Raw genomic sequence first — 18,893 nt, 5'->3', positions numbered from 1 at the left:
ATTCTTTCTGTTGTCCTAATTAAAATCCTGCTCTCAAGTTAATTCCGATGGTACGGGTTTGGGGTAATTGACCCCCCTCCTGCCAGAAGTTTTCAAGTTCGGATGGATCGATACCAAATTCCTTACCTGGCGCCGAAATCAGCCATGCATTCCCAACTATTAGTCCAAGATTGGCATTTTTAATAAACCCTGCCTTAGACCTCAGGAATTGCTGAGGTACATTATACCCCAATCTAACTTCTCTCAATTTCAGATAAGAAGCGTCGATCATGAACATTTCGCCAGCACCATTTTGCATTCCATTGTAAAACGCAACACTAGCTTCAATGTAACGAGTATTAGGAGTACCATTTGCCAAAACACCAGGGAATTTGTAACCACCGCCTTGTGAAACCGGCAACCTCCAATCAACACCCTTATCATTCACACCAACTGTTTCCATAGATAAACCGCTACCCATATTGAAAGCCCGGGTAGTAGAATTGAACAACCCACCTTTTTGGAAATCTAATGAGAACCCGAGATCAAAATTGAATACCCTTAATGATGAGAATGCACCACCGGTGTAGTCTGGTCTGGCATAACCTATAAACTGGTTAGTAGTAAAATCTGGACGTCCATTCGCAAGAATTATCATATTCCCTGCAGCATCTCTTTTAAATTTACGCCCGGTTACATAACCCCATTCCTCCCCTTCGCGAAGATTTAAACTATTAGTGAAGAAAGTTGAATTTTGATAAATTACATTTTGTTGGGTTGAAGTGATCTTGTCAACGATTGTTTTTGATTTGCTGAAGTTCAAATTCAAATCCCATGTAATATTTTTAGATTTTACAGGGGTTCCAGTTAATGCGAATTCAAATCCTCTGTTCGTCAACTGGCCAGCGTTAATCAGATTACTTCCGTATCCTGTCGCTCCATTCAGTGTTACAGACAGAATTTGATTTTCGTTTTGGTTCTCGAAATAAGCAAAATCTAGCCCTATACGATCCTTCATGAATCTTAAGTCTGTTCCAACTTCAAAAGAAGCTGTTAAGGCCGGTTTAATGAGGCCGTCACGCAATTCGTTACCGATATTCAATGATGCATTGCTGCCATAACCGTTTTCCGTATTAAATTGAAGATTTACACGATATGGGTCGATATCAGATCCAACCTGTGCATAAGATGCTCTAACTTTCGCGAAAGAAACGATATCCTTGAAACTTGGAGAAAAGAATTCAGAAGCAATGAAAGTACCAGAAAGAGAAGGATAGAAGTATGAATTCAAACCTGGTGAAAACACAGATGACCAGTCGTTTCTCGCTGTAACGTCAATGTAGGCAAATCCTTTGTAGCCAAAGGAAACTTTACCAAATGCACTTCGAACTTCCTTGGCATAGTAAGTATTGTCATCAATTGGTCTGGCCAATGATGCGTCAATATTAAAATAATTACGGAAGCTTAAACCACCATTAGTTTCAAGAGCTAAACCTTCCCGTTTTTCTTTTCGAACGTTTCCGCCTATTAAGGCATCAAAACTGAAATCACCGAAAGCTTTTTTATAAGTACCGTTTAACTCGTAGTTGAATTCATTATTAGTGAACTGGCTTGTTTTATAATAATCAAGTTGTAATCCACCAGTGCCCATTCGCTCATCACCGATTCCATTATTGATATCGCCCCTAACCGCTGCCTGTAAAGCGATGTCGTTCGTAAGTTTATAAGTAAAGCCTAAATTCCCAAAAACACGATTCCTTTTTTGTGTACGATAGTTATTGTCTGCTACCCAGAAAGGGTTATCCCAATATTGGGGATGTGTAATTTCGGCTAAGTCTCCACTACCATTAGGATCTCCGATATTCCATGACGTTGGGTTTCCGTTAGCCTGAACCCGGTTTCTCGACATTTCATTCATATCAAGCTGACGCTGGAACCATTGATTGAATCCCTGCACGATGTTCAAACCGTCGTTACGATAAGTCTCATAAGGTTGACCCTTTCTATTTTCCTTTGCAAACTGGAAATCTGTAGATACAGTCAGCCTTTTGCTGATATCAAGGCTTCCATTTACGTTGAACATATTCATTCCACGCTGCGAGTTTTGCTGAATAAGGCTTCTCGTTTGATTAGTATAACCAAGGCGGAAATTGTAACCCTGTCCTCCACCTGAGAAAGCTAGTGTGTTGTTAATGTTTTTTCCGGTACGAAGGAAATCCTTAACATTGTCAGGATTAGCGACAAGAGGTACTTGTTTACCGAATTCAGGACCGGGATACCAACTATAGTATGGCCTGTATAATGATCCGTCAATCTTAGGCCCAAAACTAGCATCCGCTCCGTAGTCAAGCATTTTTTGCCCGTTGAAAGATGCCCAGGAAGAGGGGTGAATTGCAGGATTGTATGTAAATACCGGAGCATCGGCAGAATATCCACCGGCATATTGGTTTTGATAATCGGGCAATAATGAAACATTTTCAGCAGCGAAACTGCTGTTGAAATCAACAGAGGTACCCCCTTGCCTTGAACCTTTTTTACTGGTAACGATTACTACGCCATTGTAAGCACGCTGTCCATACAATGCTGTTGCTGCTGCACCTTTTAGAACGGTGACATTTTCAACGTTATCCATGTTTACATTCTCCTGCAATGTTGGCGTTCCGTCAACTACGAAGAGCGGAGCACCAACGACAAATCCGTTTACCCCGCGGATAATAATATTGGCATTGTCAAAAGTCGAGCTTGGAGATCCATTCAATTGAACTCCGGCCACTTTACCTGCCAGCGCAGAACTGATATCGGTACCTCTGGCCACTGTTAGATCCTCAGCGTCAATTTTCGTGGCTGAATAAGACAGCGACTTCTGTGAGCGTGACTGGCCTAATGCAGTTACCACAATTTCACCAAGTTGTGTAGCATCCGCCAGAAGAGCCACATTCACTACGTTATTAGTTCCAATGTTGACTGTTTGAACTGAATAACCAATGTAAGTAAGTGTCAGTGAATTATTTCCTGTGGGAACCATCAAGGAAAATTTTCCATCGCCACCTGTTTGTGTACCTATTCTAGTTCCGGTAACAATTACGCTTACTCCCGGAAGAGGCAAACCGTCCTCTTTGGCTGTTACTGTGCCTGTAACTGTTCGTTCCTGTGCAACTGTCTGGGAGACAATAGCAAATACCAAGAACAAACTTTGTAAAAGTTTTTTCATACTTAGTTGTGTTTAGTTGATTAATTATGAGTTGGTTAGAATTACTAATGTCTGCAACAAACAAGTTACATCAAAATATTTTGTTAATTGTTTTTCAAAGTTTTACATAATTAGCTGATATTCAGGTGATTAAATTTTATTTGAAAAGTTATTTTAATTTGCCATTTTGAACGAATTCCAAAACTTTAATAGAGCCGTAATAAACCCAGGCAAACTTTATTTGGCAAATAGTTTTCTTAGGGTACTAAAGGGATTAACCAGCTATTAATTAATTATCCGATTTTTAGGGTTTCGATCTAAATATTCCCTTAATTTAAATGATCAGGAGTAGGCGAATTCAGTCGAAATTTTCTTCCGCGTTCATCCTATAATTTTCCCATATAGCTCATTTAAATGGTTTATATGAACTAATTAGTATGATAATGGAAAAAAATCATAAAATTATATTACTATGTATTGCATAATACCAAACAAAGCATATATCTTTGTGATATGATAGTGGAGAACACACAAACCCAAATGAGGAAGGGGATACTGGAATACTGTATTCTTTCAATTATTTCCCGAGGGGAAATATATGCTTCAGACATTATTGCGGAATTGAAAAACGCAAACTTGCTGGTAGTTGAAGGCACGCTATATCCGCTGCTGACACGCTTGAAAAATAATGGACTTCTAACCTATAACTGGCAGGAGTCAACCTCGGGTCCGCCCCGAAAATATTACGTTCTTTCTCCTGCAGGAGCGGAAGTTCTAAAACGACTGGACACAACCTGGGAAGAACTTTCCTACTCGGTTACAACTGCTTTAAAAGGACGGACACTGCCAAATTCAAACCAAACATCTGAAGAAACCAAAAAGACACAATCATGAATAAGACTATTATAATCAATATAAACGGTACCGTCTTCCACATTGAGGAGGATGCATATGAGGTTCTCAGAACCTACATGACGGAAGTCAAAAGGCACTTTGCCTACTCGCCGGATAGTGACGAAATCGTAACAGACATTGAAAACCGCCTGGCTGAAATGTTTAATGAACGTCTGGCTGCAGATCACAAGCAGGTAATTGTACTGGCCGACGTCCAATCAGTAACAGCGATAATGGGTAATGTTAATGACTTTAACATCGACGACGAGGAAGAAGAATCGTTAAAATCTGGCCGTAAACTATTCCGGGATGTTGATGAACGAATTCTGGGTGGAGTTTGTGCGGGTATGGCTCACTACTTTAACATTGAACCAAAGTGGATGCGATTACTGGCCATACTTTTTATATTTTTTGGTGGAATAGGCCTACCTGTTTACATCATATTGTGGATCATCATGCCTGCAGCGTCGACACGGGCCGATAAAATGGCGATGAAGGGTGAGCCAATAAACCTGCAAAATTTTAAAAGAAATTTCGATGAAGAAGTAGAAGGTTTGAGGGGTGGATTTCAAAGAGCACATAGTGAGGTTCGGCCGGCGATTTACCAGATAGGAAAGCTGATAGAAACTCTGGCCAAACTATTCATAAAATTCATCGTATCGCTAGTCGCGTTTATGGGGATACTAGGAATGATTGTACTTTTCATTGGTCTAATTACATTCCTAGGATACTGGAACAGCAACCAGCTAAATACCTTCCCTTTCACGATCGTCAACCCGGGATACAAATCAGTGCTAGCTTTTAGTGCATTTATTATAGTAATTATACCAATTGCAGCGCTTGTCATGTTTGCCCTTAGAGTTTTGGTCAAAAGAATTGCAATATCAAAAACGGTTTATTTCACGATGCTGATCATATGGATCGCCGGGCTTGTAATGGGTGCTTATCATGGCTCAAAGATCGCATCGGAATTCAATGAAGAAGCTGAATTCTCGGTTACTACTCCACTGACACCGTCGCCAGTATATTATCTGAAGGTGAATCCTGTAGAGTTTCTTACCAAAGAAGACAGCGTCCGTTACAAAATCGATCAAACCAATTTTAAAGGAACGTTAATAAGCAGGAACCGTGATTATCATGATCCGCGCAGCGTTAGAATTCAAATTCTTAAGGGTGACGTCGATAAACCGACCCTTGTTCAGGAATTCAGTGCGAGAGGCTCTAATTTTGAAGAAGCATTAAGTACCGCCCGGAAGGTAAACCACAGGTTTACACAAAAAGATTCTATTCTTACGTTCGACCCAAAAACGCATCTGCAAAGAGGAGAACTCTGGCGTGATCAATCGGTGAGTTTAATTCTAAGAATACCGGAAAATACCCGGGTCATGATTGAGGCGCCAGTCAATCGCTTCCTGAACGATCATGATTATTGGGAATGCCGTCCAGAAAATGCACCATGGGATTATATTTCCAGCTGGAAAATGACTGCGGAGGGTTTAAAATGCCAATATGTAAAACCCTTAGAAGTTGATACTGATTCCACATCTGTGGAAGTTAGATAAATGGAAAGGCCCCGATTAACGGGGCCTTTTTTAATGTCCTACCATAAAAACCGCATTGCTGAATAACAGCTTACCGTTCTCCCAGAAACTCCTGAAGAGAGGGTCATCAGCGAGGTACACAATGGACCCGCTACCCATCTCCTGAACCCCAAACAACAAACCATCCACTAATTTTTTCTTGGCTTGGGCCCCAACAAATCCGGTTACATAATTGTCCTTTTTTAACACTCCAACATTCCAGCCTGAACTCAAATATTGGTAAACTTTGTCATCGAGCTTTAGCGTATAATAGAAACCGGGAAAACCAAAACCCAGCGGATGTGTACTATCCATGTTGACCTTATAAATAGCGCCCGGAATGTTAGAACCCACACTTTCCCGCTCTCTGTTTTCATACACTTTTAAATCATCGTAAGGATTGGGGTCTTTTTCGGTCTTTTTAGCTTCTTCTTTATTCTTCAGATCAAACCCCTTCTTCCCAGCGAGTTGGGCAACAGCACCCTCCATTGCTATTAATTTACCTCCGCCACGAATCCATTCCTGTATGCGGTCACTTCCTGCATCAGCATAATTTCCATCGGGCAGAATGATTACATCGAACTCATTTAGGTTAACCCTGCCCAGGTCTTCCGCACGAACAATACTTAGCGGATACTTAATCTGCTGTTCAAAGAAATGCCAGACTTCTCCAAAAGATAGTGAAGAGGTCGACTGACCAGTTACTGCCATTATTTTAGGTTTACGGATCAATCTGACTTTGTCCGATCCAAGATCGGCACCCTTATCGACAAATGCTGAGGGAATAGCTTGCAGGCTGATCCCCGAGCTTGTTGCAAGATTTTTGAGTAATTGTTCAAATCCGCTACCATAGCTATCATTGCTTGTACGAGCTATGATAAGAGAACCGGCATTAAAACGTTTTCCATTTGTCTCAAAAGGTATCTCGGAGAACCTGACTTTGATGTTATGTTTGAGCAATTGGGCGAGAAACTTAACATCGGATAATGAATTCCAGTTAGCGACATAAGCTACGGGATCTGAAACCTCATTGACGGCTACTAACGGTTCCAGTCCGGTTGAAAGCGGCTTAAGATTTTCGGAAGTCGCAAACGACTGCAAGCCAAATGCGTAAGGTAAGGACCATGCCGTAATATCATATGTTGCCGAATCAGACACAAAAGTTTGAGGCTCAAATAATACTTTAAGCAGCACCGACTTCGGTTGATAGGCATTGATTACCATATCATTACGTTCCACCTTGAATGGTTCTTTTTTCCCGGTAAAATAGTTGAACCCATTCCCTCCTTTTGATGAGCCATATCCGAATTCGATACCATTGCGCTGAAGCATGGTCGCCAATGTCTTAATCTTTTCTAGGTTGTCGCCCTTAATAACATAAGTCTTGTATTCTCCCGGCGGATTAGTTTTACTAGTGGTAAAGTAGGTTTGAAACTCCGAAACCGCCTTGGCAGCATTTTGAGAAACAGCCTCTATCGTCGATAATCCCGTTGTGTGGTGGTGATCGATACGGTCTTTAAGTGTTAGCGTATCGCCCTCAGCATTTACGATAGCCAGACCCGCCCTTCCGGAGCCACCTTGTTCGTAGGTCATACCAACAGAACCGTTATAGATCGGGTAGGTATCCCCGTAGGATGGATATAGAAGATCAAAACGCTCACGGGTGAAATACATCCATCCATTTTTATCAAAATAGCGCGCATTGTTTTTACCAATTATTGTCTGAAACTCACGTTGCCATTTGCTGATATCCTGGTGATAGGGCTCAGCTGCCGGTGCAAAATAATAAGGCTCATTCACTCCTTGTTCATGAAAATCTACATGGACTTGTGGAAGCCATTTATTATAAACCTGCATCCTCTGCTGGGTTTCAATCTGTGATTGCCAAGCCCAGTCACGGTTTAAGTCGAAATAATAATGATTTGCTCTACCTCCTGGCCAGGGCTCAAAATGCTCGCGTGAGAATGGAGATGCATCGGGGGTTAAATTCCTGATAGGATTATAAAAATTCACATATCGTTCCCTCCCGTCAGGATTTAAACATGGGTCGATAATAACAACTGTATTCTGAAGCCATTGCTGCGTACGCTGATTTGCAGGATCAAGAAGATCATAAATTGTTTGTAACGATGCCTCAGTCGAAACCGACTCATTACCATGTACGTTATAACTCAGCCATACAATTGCAGGCTGATTTGCCAACGGCGTTTCAGCCGTAATTCCAGCAAGCCGCAGATTATTCTTCCTGATATCTTCAACTTTACCGATGTTGCTCGGGGAAGCAACTATTGCCAGCAAAAGCGGCCGGCCTTCATTAGTCTTTCCATACTCTTCGAGTTTAATATTTGTTGAAGCTGTGGCTAAATATTTATAATACTCTACAACGCGGTGATGTGGCGTAAACCGTTCACCGAGTTTGTATCCTAAAAATTCAGAAGGTGATTGTATTTTTTGAGCTTGCAGGGTTAAGCTGCCTGAAAGTAGCAGGCATATAAGAAGTAGAAACTTATTCATAGAGTTGGATAATGCAATGAGTAGGGGTTAATGTGCAGAAATATAAACTAATCTACACATCCTGAAGTTTAAATACCAAATTGTTCATTTCAAAACGCCAAAATATTTAATATTGTACAAGCACCATTATGAAGACAGAAGAGCTTTACCAGATTTACTTAAAACATCCGTTCATTTGCACTGACACCAGAAAGGTGACTGATTCATGCCTGTTTTTTGCATTAAAGGGCGATAATTTCGACGCAAATGAGTTTGCGTCAACGGCAATAGAATCAGGTGCATCGTATGCCATCATTGATGATAAGCGTTACGCTTTGAACGATAGATATATTCTTGTTGAAGACGTATTAACGACCTTACAGGAACTGTCAGCCTTTCATCGCAAACAATTAACGATACCCGTAATTGGAATCACGGGCACCAATGGCAAAACCACTACGAAAGAGCTTATTAAATCTGTTTTATCACAGCATTGCCGCACTTATGCAACTGAAGGTAACCTGAATAACCATATCGGTGTTCCATTAACTTTGCTATCTGTCCGTGATGATTGCGATATCGCGATCATCGAAATGGGCGCTAATCACCAAAAAGAAATTGAATTTCTTTGCAGTCTCGCACAACCGGGTTACGGCCTCATTACAAATGTTGGGAAAGCTCACCTTGAAGGATTTGGAGGAGTTGAAGGAGTCAAAATAGCAAAAGGAGAATTATATGAATATCTTGCTAAAACAGGCGGGACTGTTTTCATTAACACTGACAATCCGATACTGGTGGATATGAGCCGCGATAGAAGAGTGCAAAATGTTGTCGGATATGGCAAGGGTGCTACAAACTTTGTATCCGGCGGATTAACGCAAGTGTCACCTTTTTTAACTGTTGACTGGCAGCTAAAGGGACAAGAAGATGAAGCGATATTTACAGCAGAGTCGAATCTACCCGGAACATACAACTTTGAAAATATTCTAGCAGCTATTTGTATCGGAAGCTTTTTCAAGTTAAGCTCCGCCCAGATCAACCAGGGTATAAAGGCTTATCTTCCCCAAAATAACCGCTCTCAAATTTTAAAAACGGAAAATAATACCGTCATCTGCGACTATTACAATGCTAATCCCAGCAGCATGATTGTTGCGCTTGAAAACATTCAGGCGGTGCCTGCAGAAAAAAAAGTGCTCATCCTGGGCGATATGTTTGAACTTGGTGTAGATTCACCTGCCGAACACAGCATGATCCTGGAAAAAGCGATGGAAACTACAGCCTACAGAAAGATATTTATCGGTGAAGAATTTTATAAGCTGAAAGATGATGCTTTCGAATTTTATAAAACTACTGATGACGCGTTACAGGGACTTGAAAATAACAGACCAATTAATTCAACTATATTGCTGAAGGGCTCACGAGGAATGAAACTGGAAAGTTTGATTTCTACTCTTTAAAAGGCAATACACAGGGTAAAACCCAAAATGCATTATTGTAATCCTTTATGGTCAGGTTTCTAGGCATCCTGTTATTTGTTGTTGTTTTTTGTGACGCATTAGCCGCGTCTCCTATACATATTTACGAAGATAAGACGAACACTCAAAGTCCGGCTGAAGTATTATCAATCTTTAAAACTGGCAAAACCCGTGAGTTACAAGGGGAAACATTTAATCCAGGTTTTACAAAATCGACCTTTTGGCTCATCTTCCGATCTGATCCAATCAACTTCAATCATAAACTCTTAATTGGGAATTCACATATAAACAAACTGGAATTTTTAGTTTCTGAAGACGAAAAAACCAAATTAAGATATGTCACAGGTGATCATTTTCTTTTCAGGCAACGACCGATTAATAATCGGTTATTCATCTTTCCGCTTGAAGCTCGTGCGGGTTCAGTTTATCTGATAAAAGTTGACAAACGCTCTGAATCGCTTCAACTTAGTGTACAGATTCTGAGCGCTGAACAACTTTTGCAGAAATCATCACGTGAAAACTTAATTACTGGAATACTTTGGGGTATCATTATTCTGGTAATCGTTTTTGTATGCTTTATGTATATCACAGTTGGCGAAAAACTCTACCTGCATTACCTTTTATATCTGCTTGTTGCGAGCCTTTGGATCGCTGCGGATAAAGGATATGGTTATCAATTCTTATGGCCCGATTTTCCTGAATTTGCGAGTCGTGCAAGGCCGGTGTTTAACGCCATACTGAATATTATGATCATCCAATTAATGCAGTCTTTTGTAAACCAGTCCACACAGAGCCCATTTTATAAGCCCTTATACTTCACCAAAATAGCATCGTTTGTTTTAGCCTTATGTTTTTTATTCCTGCCTGCTGAATTTCATTCGTTGTCTTATTGGTTTTTAGGAGCTCTATTGTTTTTGGGCGCCTTGACTGTTATTCTAGTTGCGTTTAGCCTTATAGAACAAATTATCGCGGGAAACAAAGCAGCATGGTTTTACACTATCTCCATCTTCATGCTTGTTGTCTTTTCTGTAGCAGAGCTAAGCATTCACAGTGGCAGCTCAAACAACGAGCTTTATTACTTGTCAAATTTTGGCATCCAAACCGGACTGGTTATAGAGATCATTATCCTGAATTTCGGATTAGCCCATCGTTTCAATAGTTACAAAAATGAAAAAGAAGCACTCCTGATCGAAGTAAATAAAAAACAAAATGAACTGACTGAACGTATAATCGAAACACAAGAAACCGAACGAAGAAAAATTGCTGATCAATTACACGATGATGTTGGGTCAATGCTTTCACTGGCTATCCTTCAGATATCTTCAGCAACAGATAACCATCCTGACGAGGAAAAAACAAAAATAAATCTTGAAAAATCCATGAGGGTCCTTGGTACAGTTTCAGATACTATCCGTAACATGAGCCATACCTTAACACCCTTAGCAATTGAAAAATATGGATTTAAAAATGCCGTTATTGATTTAGTTGCAAGCATTAACCTGACAGATAAAATCGATGTTGAGCATGTTATTTTAGGATTTGAAAATACAGATAACTATTCTTCAAATTTCCTGAACGACATGTACCGGATTTCACAGGAGTTGCTCAACAATATTATAAAACACTCGGAAGCCTCACATTGTCTCATTCAATTAATCGAGCATGAGGATGCAATTTCTATTCAGATTGAAGACAACGGTAAGGGTATGAAGAATGATCAGTTAAGCATAAAAAGTGGTATGGGAATAAGCAATATTAAGTCGAGGGTGGATTATTTCAAGGGGCAGGTCGAGTTCTCGGAAAAGTTAGAAGGAGGCACGCTGATAAATATTGAAATTCCCATAAAAGGTGATGAATCATGATTAGGCTAGTAATTGCGGAAGATCATCAGCTGCTCATAGAAGGCCTGATTTCGATATTGACAGAGGTAGAGGACTTGGTTTTGCTTGATCCGGTTAATGACGGAATTAAGCTCATAAAAAGTCTGCGTTCTAATCCTGCTGACATGGTGCTACTTGATCTTAATATGCCAAATATGGACGGAATTAAAACCCTTGAGGTTATGAAGCGCGAGTTCCCAGGTATAAAAGTAATTGTTCTTACAAATTACAACCAACCGCAGCTAGTCGATAAAATTAAGAAGTTGGGCGCGAATGGCTATATCCTGAAAAGCAGTGCGTCAGTGGTGCTTAAAGAAGCTATTGCTATGGTTTCAAGGGGTGAATCATATTTTGAGCAATCCTTAGACCAGGAGGTTGACGGTAATCATTTTTTCATTGATGATTTCATGAAGAAATTTCGGCTTACACGACGTGAAGTTGAAATAATAAAAATGATTGAAAGGGAGCTTACCAGTAAAGAGATCAGCGATAATCTCTTTATTAGCGAATTTACCGTGGGTACGCACCGGAAAAATATTATGAGGAAACTAGAAGTTAAAAATATTGCCGGATTAATAAAAATCGCCCACCAGTTTGGAATTGATGGCGCATAAACCCAAAATCATTTCAGCAGTTTTTTCCTGTACCTCTGTAATACAAAAACGAGTAATCCACACCCTATAGATGTTAAGTACAACGGATGCCTAATATCTAAAAGGATAACAGAAGAGATGCAGAAAACAATCAGGAAGATCGAAAGAAAAGTGAAATATCTGCTTGTAATAAAGCGTTTTAAACCCTCCATAATCAGTTAACTTTTTCGACCCTCACACCCGCATCAGTAACGGAATTAAGTGGGTTATCCCGCATGTTCTGTTCAAGCTCGAAGGTATATTTCCCTTTTAACGGAAACTTATAATTCTCCCTGAAAAGCATCTGATAGCTGTAAAGATTACCAGATCCGCTTCCTAACCATTCACCGTCGGGAAGGGCCAGCCGGAACTCCTTTCGTTCTGTAGTTTTCTTTCCATCGGGGTTCGTTGTATGGATGAGCAGAAAGATATTAGAATACTTGTAGCTTGCAGTAAGGCGTAAATTAAGATAAACATTATAGGAAATGCTGGCATCCTCAATCACCACCGGAACTTGCACTTTTTCCGTATAACTCCAGTTATGGCCAGCAATTTCGACATTATCGTCAACCACTGTTTGCGTATCCTGGCACGAAATAAACCCCGTAACAGCTAAGCATATAAGCAAAGATATCTTTCTCGGTAATCCCATTATTCTGATGGCCGCTCCCTGTTGTTGTTATTCCGGTAATTTTTTCTTCTCTTGTTATTCCTGTTAGGACCTGCCGGACGTTCAGCCTGCGTTCCATCTGCACCACTACCTTCGGTTTGAATTCTTGGCTGAAGGTTAGCCGGACGTTGTTGTTGATTAGCCGGTCGGGCTTGAGGATTTACTGGTCTGGGCTGATTTGGTTGACCCTGGGGCCGGGTTGTTCCTTCGGATGTCTGTTGAGCATTAGGGTTTGGACCCTTCGGCCGGTTCTTCTTATTCCGATTGTTTTTCTTATTCCGGTAATTCTTATTGTCTAATCGTGTCAGGCTATCCTGGCCAACTACGTTTTCATAATCAAGAACTTTAACAGGGGCAGCCTTACTTGTTTCAACTTCAACTTTTAAGTATTCAGGTTTGATCCCTTCCCTGTTTAATTTCTGAACTTCCTTTACACGAGCGATGTCAAGGGCGATCCAGTTTTCGTCATTCGGGTAGCTGAACCACATTAATTTCTTGAAAATGTCAGTTTTCTGATGCCGCACAGTTCCGGTAAGGGTTTCAAGACGTTCTACATTATCTGGAATGTCTTTAAGGGCATCCATGTATGTATCCAGCTCATAGTTAAGGCAGCATTTAAGCTTGCCGCACTGCCCTGCAAGCTTCAGTGTGTTTAAGGAAAGATTCTGATACCGGGCGGCTGAAGTGGAAACAGTTTTAAAATCGGTGAGCCAAGTCGAGCAGCAAAGTTCGCGACCGCAGGAACCAATTCCCCCTAGTCGGCTCGCTTCCTGTCTCATACCGATCTGCCGCATCTCTATACGGATACGAAAAGTTTCGGCCATCTTTTTTATGAGCTCTCTGAAATCAACCCTTCCTTCAGCAGTATAATAAAAAGTTGCTTTTGTCCTGTCTCCCTGGTAATCAACATCACTCAGTTTCATCGCCAAGCCAAGTTCCTTGGCGAGTACCCGTGACTTATGCATAGTCTCGAACTCCAGGTCCTTTGATACCTTCCATTTGTCGACATCCGCAGGAGTAGCTTTTCTGTAGATCTTTTTAACCACATCTTCGGTCCGTACATGCCTCTTTTTAAGCTGCATACGAACAAGTTCTCCAGTCAGGGAGACATGTCCAATATCATATCCACCGGTCGTTGTCTCAACTGCAACTAACTCGCCCGCTTCGAGATAAAGATTTTCTGTATTTAGAAAGAACTCCTTTCTGGAGCCCTTGAATTTTATTTCAATGATATTGAACGGCTTATAGTTCGACGGCATGTCCATATGTGACAGCCAATCATAAACATCCAGTTTACTGCATCCATTGGTAAGGCACGAGCCATTACTCTTGCAACCGGCAGGGGCACAGCCTCCTGATGAACAACTTCCACAACCCATAACTAAGTCAGTATATATTGAGTCCCCGCAGGGAGCGTATTAAACTTTAAAATTTTAACGAATTGTAAAGATACATCTAAAAATAAAATTTTAGGATTCGCATTTCGCTCGATGTGATAGTACGCTTTGTCCATTTCGTTTATCAAAGCCTCGGCCCTTGCAAGATCGAGATGCCTGCTAAAATTGGTTACAAAATCCAATTCAGATGATGGTAAATGTACCAGCTCGCTTGCATCGGAGAGAACCATGATGCACTCGCGTATAATACTGATACCATACTTGAGTAGATTCTTCTGGCTCTCACGACCAATTTTAGACGCTTCTTCTACAAATTCAAAAATCGAAGGGCCCCTATCCGCATATGTCATCCGCATCCAACCAGAAAATAGACGAAAGTTATCATTATCATCTTCCTTCAGGAAATTCAATGCGGCAGTTAAATTACCCTCACTTAAATATGCCGTTTGCGCGGCTTTTGCTTCGCTGATATCTTTTGTTTTAAGCAAATGATCGCGTATTTCGCCCTGGCTTAAGGCCGGAACCTTAACTAGCTGTGTACGCGAAACTATAGTGTTGAGGAGCTGGTCCTGGCTTTGCGCGACGAGGATGATCAACGTTTTCTCGGCTGGCTCCTCCAGGGTTTTTAAAAGGCGGTTCCCTTCGTTTTTTAAATATTCCGGAAGCCATATGATCATGGCTTTATAGTCAGACTCGAATGGCTTCAAAGAAAGTCTGTGCAGAATGTTCATACATTCTGCTTTGTTTATATTTGGTTGCTTATTCTGGGCATCTAAGCGCTCGCGCCATTCATCCAGACTAAAATATGGATTGCTGAGCACCAGGTCACGCCATTCTTCCAGATCAGGCATACTGTCCTCCTTCTCACCACCTCTAAAAAATGGATACGAAAAGTGAAGGTCGGGATGTATAAGTTTAGCGTACTTTCTGCATGATGGACACGTACCGCAGCTATCATCTGGTAATCGTTCCTGGCAGGAAATGAATTGAGCGTAAGCTAAGGCTAGTGCGAAATTCCCTGATCCTTCCGGCCCAAGAAATAGCTGCGCATGGCTAACTCTATTCTCAGCAACTGTTTTGATCAGGTGTTCTTTAACTTCGTGTTGGCCTACGACTTCACTAAACTGCATCGTGCAAAATAAGAAAAGAAGCGCTCAGAGTGAAATTTTATATCTCCGGTACATTAATCGCATCATAGTTCCGTCAAAACGTACAAGCCCTGCCTTTGTGAGAATCCTTGGATTTAAAGTTTAATTTTGCAAAGTTAAAACCCCCAATTAGTGAAGCAAGATCCAAGTTCAAGGCTAGAACTCTCAGGAAAAGAAATGCAGGACTTTGGCTACCGTGTAGTCGACGCTGTCGCTGAACATTTCGCAAGCCAGGAAGAAAAAAATCCTGTTGCGAGTGGCTCACGAAAGGAGATGGAAGAATTATTTTCAGAGACTCTGCCGGAGGATCCAACACCAGCAAATGACGTTTTGGACTTTGTTCTGAAGAATGTGATGCCTCACACCAACATTATGAGTCATCCGAAGTCTTATTCTTTTGTACCCGGTCCAAGTAATTATATCAGTGTAATGTCCGATACTCTCGCGACAGGTTTCAATATATTTTCCGGGGGTTGGGTTGGTTCTCCAGCAGCGGCAACGATCGAAATTGTTACTATAAACTGGCTTCTTAAGCTGTTCAGTTTCCAGGTAAAAAAAGGCGGGGGGATTTTTACCAGCGGCGGCTCGATGGCTAATTTGACTGCGTTAGCAACCGCTCGCAAAGTAAAATGTGGTGAAGATTTTTCAAAAGCCGTTATTTATCTCTCGGATCAGGCACATTCTTCCAATATCAAGGCGATTAACATCCTCGGATTCCGCAAAGAACAGGTAAGAATTATCCCTACAGATATGGAGTTTAAATTCTCCATAAATAAATTAAAAAATGCGATAGCCCGTGATAAACTGGAAGGTCTGCAACCATTTTGCCTGATTGCCTCGTCAGGAACAACTAACACCGGTACTATTGATCCCTTAGATGAACTGGCAAGCATCTGTAAAAAAGAAAATATCTGGCTTCATGTTGATGGAGCTTATGGGGCTGCTGCTATTCTTTCTAAAAACGGCAAAAAACTTCTTAAGGGAATTGAAAAAGCAGATTCCTTGACAGTTGACCCGCACAAATGGCTTTTTCAACCTTATGAAATTGGTTGTCTACTGGTGCAAAATCATAAATGGCTCAAAGGAACTTTTAGTGAAAAAGCGACTTACCTAAGAGACATTGAAGGTAACAAGTCGGAAATAAATTTTTATGACCATGGTATAGAACTTACAAGGAACTTCCGGGCCCTGAAATTTTATATGTCTGTAAAAACCTTTGGCCTGAAAGCATTTAGAAATGCTATCGACTATAATATTGAACTAACAGAGCAAGTAGAGGCCGAGCTCAGACAAAGCACTACCTGGGAAGTGATCTCCCCGGCGACTTTGGCTATAATTAATTTCAGATATCATCCGGTCGGGCAAAAAATTACAGATCGAAAACTTGACCAGATCAATCAACGAATTTCGGCAAAAGTGCTGGCTTCAAAAGAAGCCCTTCTTGTTACAACAATGCTGCAGGGTCAGGTGGTGCTAAGGATGTGCTTGATAAATCCAAGAACGACTATGGAACATGTGAAAAGCACACTTGAGCTCTGTGAAAAGTTTGCACGGGAGTAGCCGGATTAGATAAAGACAGTATTCATTTAGAACGATAATTCTCAGTTGATTATTTATATATGCGGATCATAGCCTTTGATTATGGAACAAAACGAATCGGCATAGCGGTAACCGATCCTTTGCAGATTATTGCCACAGGTCTGGACACAATTCACCCCAAGGATATAGTCGAATACCTGAAAAAATACCTTGTTCAGGAACCGGTAGAATTATTTGTCGTCGGTGAACCCTTGCAAATGGATGGAACACCTTCACAGTCAGCACCTCATATTAAAGGATTTATCACAATTTTAAAAAAACACTTTCCGGAAATTCCGATTGAAAGGATTGATGAACGCTTCACTTCTAAAATGGCTTCGGCAGTAGTAGCCCAAAGTGGCTTTAAACGTTCAGATCGTCACGATAAATCTCGTTTAGACACTATATCTGCTACGATTATCCTGCAAACTTATCTCGAAAAAAGAAGCCTGCAATAAGTCGAATCTCCTGCTTGACCGGAATTTGTACCTTTGCGCTATGGAATTTATAAGTGAAGAGCTAAAAAATTATCTTATAAAATACTGCGATCCGGAGGATGATCTTCTTAAATGGATTGACAGGGAGACAAACCTAAAGGTTTCCATGCCGCGCATGCTATCGGGTCATTATCAGGGTCGGGTTTTAAGTATGCTGAGCAAAATGATCAACCCAGAAAGGATATTGGAAATAGGCACATTTACTGGTTATGCAACATTATGCCTAGCAGAAGGCCTGACAAAAAATGGCCATATCTATACTATTGACATTAACGCAGAACTGGAAGACATGGTGAAAACCAACTTCAGCAAATCTCCGCTCAATAACAAGATCATCTACCGCATTGGTGACGCGACTAAAATAATCACTGAAATAGACGAAGTTTTCGACATCGTATTCATTGATGCGGATAAAAAGAATAATGGCACCTATTATAACCTGGTGATCGATAAATTAAGATCTGGCGGAATCATCATAGTAGATAATGTGCTGTGGAGTGGAAAAGTTCTTCAAGAACAAATTGATCAGAATACCACAATAATTACTAATTTTAATGAGATGGTGATTAAGGATCAGCGAGTTGAAAAGCTGATCCTGCCTGTTCGGGATGGATTGTTTGTAATTCGAAAAAAATAAGGGAGCGCTCTCCTTTTTATATTCAGAAATTAAAGCATCAGTCATGAAACACTTCTTTACCCTGCTCTTTATTACCGTAAGTTTGTCTGTCTCTGCACAGAACAGCGCCCTGGATTATATCCAAAAATACAAAGACATTGCCGTCAGGCACATGGAGGAACAGGGTGTGCCTGCAAGTGTAATACTTGCTATCTCAATGCACGAATCAGCCAACGGCAACAGCAAGATTGCAAAGTATCTTAATAATCATTTTGGCATTAAAGGAAAGAATTCAAGTACAGAGATCAAGTCTTCATATCGCGGCTATGATTCTGTAACAGATTCATACCTCGACTTTATTGGTGCAATGCGAAGGAATAAGAAGTTCGAGGCACTGTTTGGGAAATATCCAAGTTACGATTATTATAACTGGGTGCTGGGGATCCAAAACGGCGGTTATGCCGCTAGTAAACTCTGGGGAACACATGTCCTTGCCATCATCAAAAAATACAAGTTGTATGAATTTGATAAACGCCCTACAGGTGCTCAGGAATTAATTACTGCTGCTCCAGCTATAAATACCCCGGCTGTTTCTAAATCATCAGAACCTATAATCAACCTTTATACCGTTAAAAAAGGAGACACGCTCTCATCCATCGCGAAAAAGTTTAGCTCGAGCATTAAAACCTTAATGAGTAAAAATTCGTTATCAAACAGTAAGCTCTCGATTGGTCAGAAATTATTGTTGTGATTAACCCTTTTACTCATGAAAAAGTATTTGATATTAATAATGATGGCGGCTTTATTTGCCGGATCATGCCGTATGAAAAAGGCGGGATTACCAAAGTCTAATAACCTCTATAC

At 40.8% G+C, this 18,893-nt stretch carries 14 protein-coding genes; 9 read left to right on the top strand and 5 right to left on the bottom strand.

Features of this window, described 5'->3' with window-relative positions; genetic code table 11:
* Positions 1–19: 19 nt before the first annotated feature.
* Positions 20–3,190: a SusC/RagA family TonB-linked outer membrane protein gene (locus B5X60_RS12465; protein ID WP_079703015.1), complete on the bottom strand. Its 3,171-nt coding sequence runs from the start codon at positions 3,188–3,190 to the stop codon at positions 20–22.
* Positions 3,191–3,682: 492 nt separating this feature from the next.
* Between B5X60_RS12465 and B5X60_RS12460 the strand changes: the two genes are divergently transcribed.
* Both B5X60_RS12460 and B5X60_RS12455 read left to right on the top strand, forming a co-directional pair.
* Positions 3,683–4,063 carry a PadR family transcriptional regulator gene (locus B5X60_RS12460; RefSeq protein WP_079703014.1) on the top strand — a complete coding sequence of 127 codons (381 nt, stop codon included), beginning with the start codon at positions 3,683–3,685 and terminating at the stop codon, positions 4,061–4,063.
* Positions 4,060–5,625 (top strand): PspC domain-containing protein, encoded by a 1,566-nt coding sequence (locus tag B5X60_RS12455; protein WP_079703013.1) that lies wholly within the window; start codon positions 4,060–4,062, stop codon positions 5,623–5,625. The genes B5X60_RS12460 and B5X60_RS12455 overlap by 4 nt, the downstream gene beginning before the upstream one ends.
* A 30-nt stretch (positions 5,626–5,655) precedes the next feature.
* On the opposite strand, the gene B5X60_RS12450 is transcribed toward B5X60_RS12455, so the two are convergent.
* On the bottom strand, positions 5,656–8,157 hold the full coding sequence (locus B5X60_RS12450; protein ID WP_079703012.1) for a M14 family metallopeptidase: 2,502 nt from the start codon (positions 8,155–8,157) through the stop codon (positions 5,656–5,658).
* 128 nt (positions 8,158–8,285) lie between these two features.
* On the opposite strand from B5X60_RS12450, the gene B5X60_RS12445 reads away from it, so the two are divergent.
* Genes B5X60_RS12445 through B5X60_RS12435 form a run of 3 tightly spaced genes read left to right on the top strand, consistent with a single transcriptional unit; the run spans position 8,286 to position 12,105 of the window.
* Positions 8,286–9,593, top strand: coding sequence for a UDP-N-acetylmuramoyl-tripeptide--D-alanyl-D-alanine ligase (locus tag B5X60_RS12445; protein WP_079703011.1), 1,308 nt, complete (start codon positions 8,286–8,288; stop codon positions 9,591–9,593).
* A 47-nt stretch (positions 9,594–9,640) separates the two neighbouring features.
* The gene (locus B5X60_RS12440) at positions 9,641–11,473 is read left to right on the top strand and encodes a sensor histidine kinase (protein WP_079703010.1); all 1,833 of its coding nucleotides are present in this window, start codon (positions 9,641–9,643) and stop codon (positions 11,471–11,473) included.
* The gene (locus B5X60_RS12435; protein ID WP_079703009.1) at positions 11,470–12,105 is read left to right on the top strand and encodes a response regulator; all 636 of its coding nucleotides are present in this window, start codon (positions 11,470–11,472) and stop codon (positions 12,103–12,105) included. The genes B5X60_RS12440 and B5X60_RS12435 overlap by 4 nt, the downstream gene beginning before the upstream one ends.
* A 193-nt stretch (positions 12,106–12,298) precedes the next feature.
* Here B5X60_RS12435 and B5X60_RS12430 read toward each other — a convergent pair whose 3' ends face one another.
* The 3 genes from B5X60_RS12430 to B5X60_RS12420 are packed head-to-tail and all read right to left on the bottom strand — an operon-like array spanning position 12,299 to position 15,320.
* Positions 12,299–12,775: a gliding motility lipoprotein GldH gene (locus tag B5X60_RS12430; protein ID WP_079703008.1), complete on the bottom strand. Its 477-nt coding sequence runs from the start codon at positions 12,773–12,775 to the stop codon at positions 12,299–12,301.
* Positions 12,775–14,172 (bottom strand): PSP1 domain-containing protein, encoded by a 1,398-nt coding sequence (ricT, locus tag B5X60_RS12425; protein ID WP_079703007.1) that lies wholly within the window; start codon positions 14,170–14,172, stop codon positions 12,775–12,777. The genes B5X60_RS12430 and ricT overlap by 1 nt, the downstream gene beginning before the upstream one ends.
* A 2-nt stretch (positions 14,173–14,174) precedes the next feature.
* On the bottom strand, positions 14,175–15,320 hold the full coding sequence (locus tag B5X60_RS12420) for a DNA polymerase III subunit (RefSeq protein WP_079703006.1): 1,146 nt from the start codon (positions 15,318–15,320) through the stop codon (positions 14,175–14,177).
* 150 nt (positions 15,321–15,470) lie between these two features.
* Between B5X60_RS12420 and B5X60_RS12415 the strand changes: the two genes are divergently transcribed.
* From B5X60_RS12415 to B5X60_RS12400, 4 genes are read left to right on the top strand one after another with little or no spacing between them, the layout of a single operon-like run.
* A complete protein-coding gene (locus B5X60_RS12415; protein WP_221406242.1) occupies positions 15,471–16,898 on the top strand; it encodes a pyridoxal phosphate-dependent decarboxylase family protein in 1,428 nt (475 codons plus the stop codon).
* Between the two features lie 59 nt (positions 16,899–16,957).
* On the top strand, positions 16,958–17,374 hold the full coding sequence (gene ruvX / locus B5X60_RS12410; RefSeq protein WP_079703005.1) for a Holliday junction resolvase RuvX: 417 nt from the start codon (positions 16,958–16,960) through the stop codon (positions 17,372–17,374).
* A gap of 40 nt (positions 17,375–17,414) precedes the next feature.
* Complete coding sequence (locus B5X60_RS12405; RefSeq protein WP_079703004.1) at positions 17,415–18,050, top strand: O-methyltransferase; 636 nt, start codon at positions 17,415–17,417, stop codon at positions 18,048–18,050.
* 43 nt (positions 18,051–18,093) lie between these two features.
* A complete protein-coding gene (locus tag B5X60_RS12400) occupies positions 18,094–18,780 on the top strand; it encodes a glucosaminidase domain-containing protein (protein ID WP_079703003.1) in 687 nt (228 codons plus the stop codon).
* Positions 18,781–18,893: the final 113 nt, after the last annotated feature.

Origin of the sequence: Daejeonella lutea, from assembly GCF_900168015.1 — a bacterium.
GTDB classification, from domain to species: domain Bacteria; phylum Bacteroidota; class Bacteroidia; order Sphingobacteriales; family Sphingobacteriaceae; genus Daejeonella; species Daejeonella lutea.
Note: the sequence above shows the minus strand (reverse complement) of the source record. Positions and strands in the feature narration are given on the sequence as shown.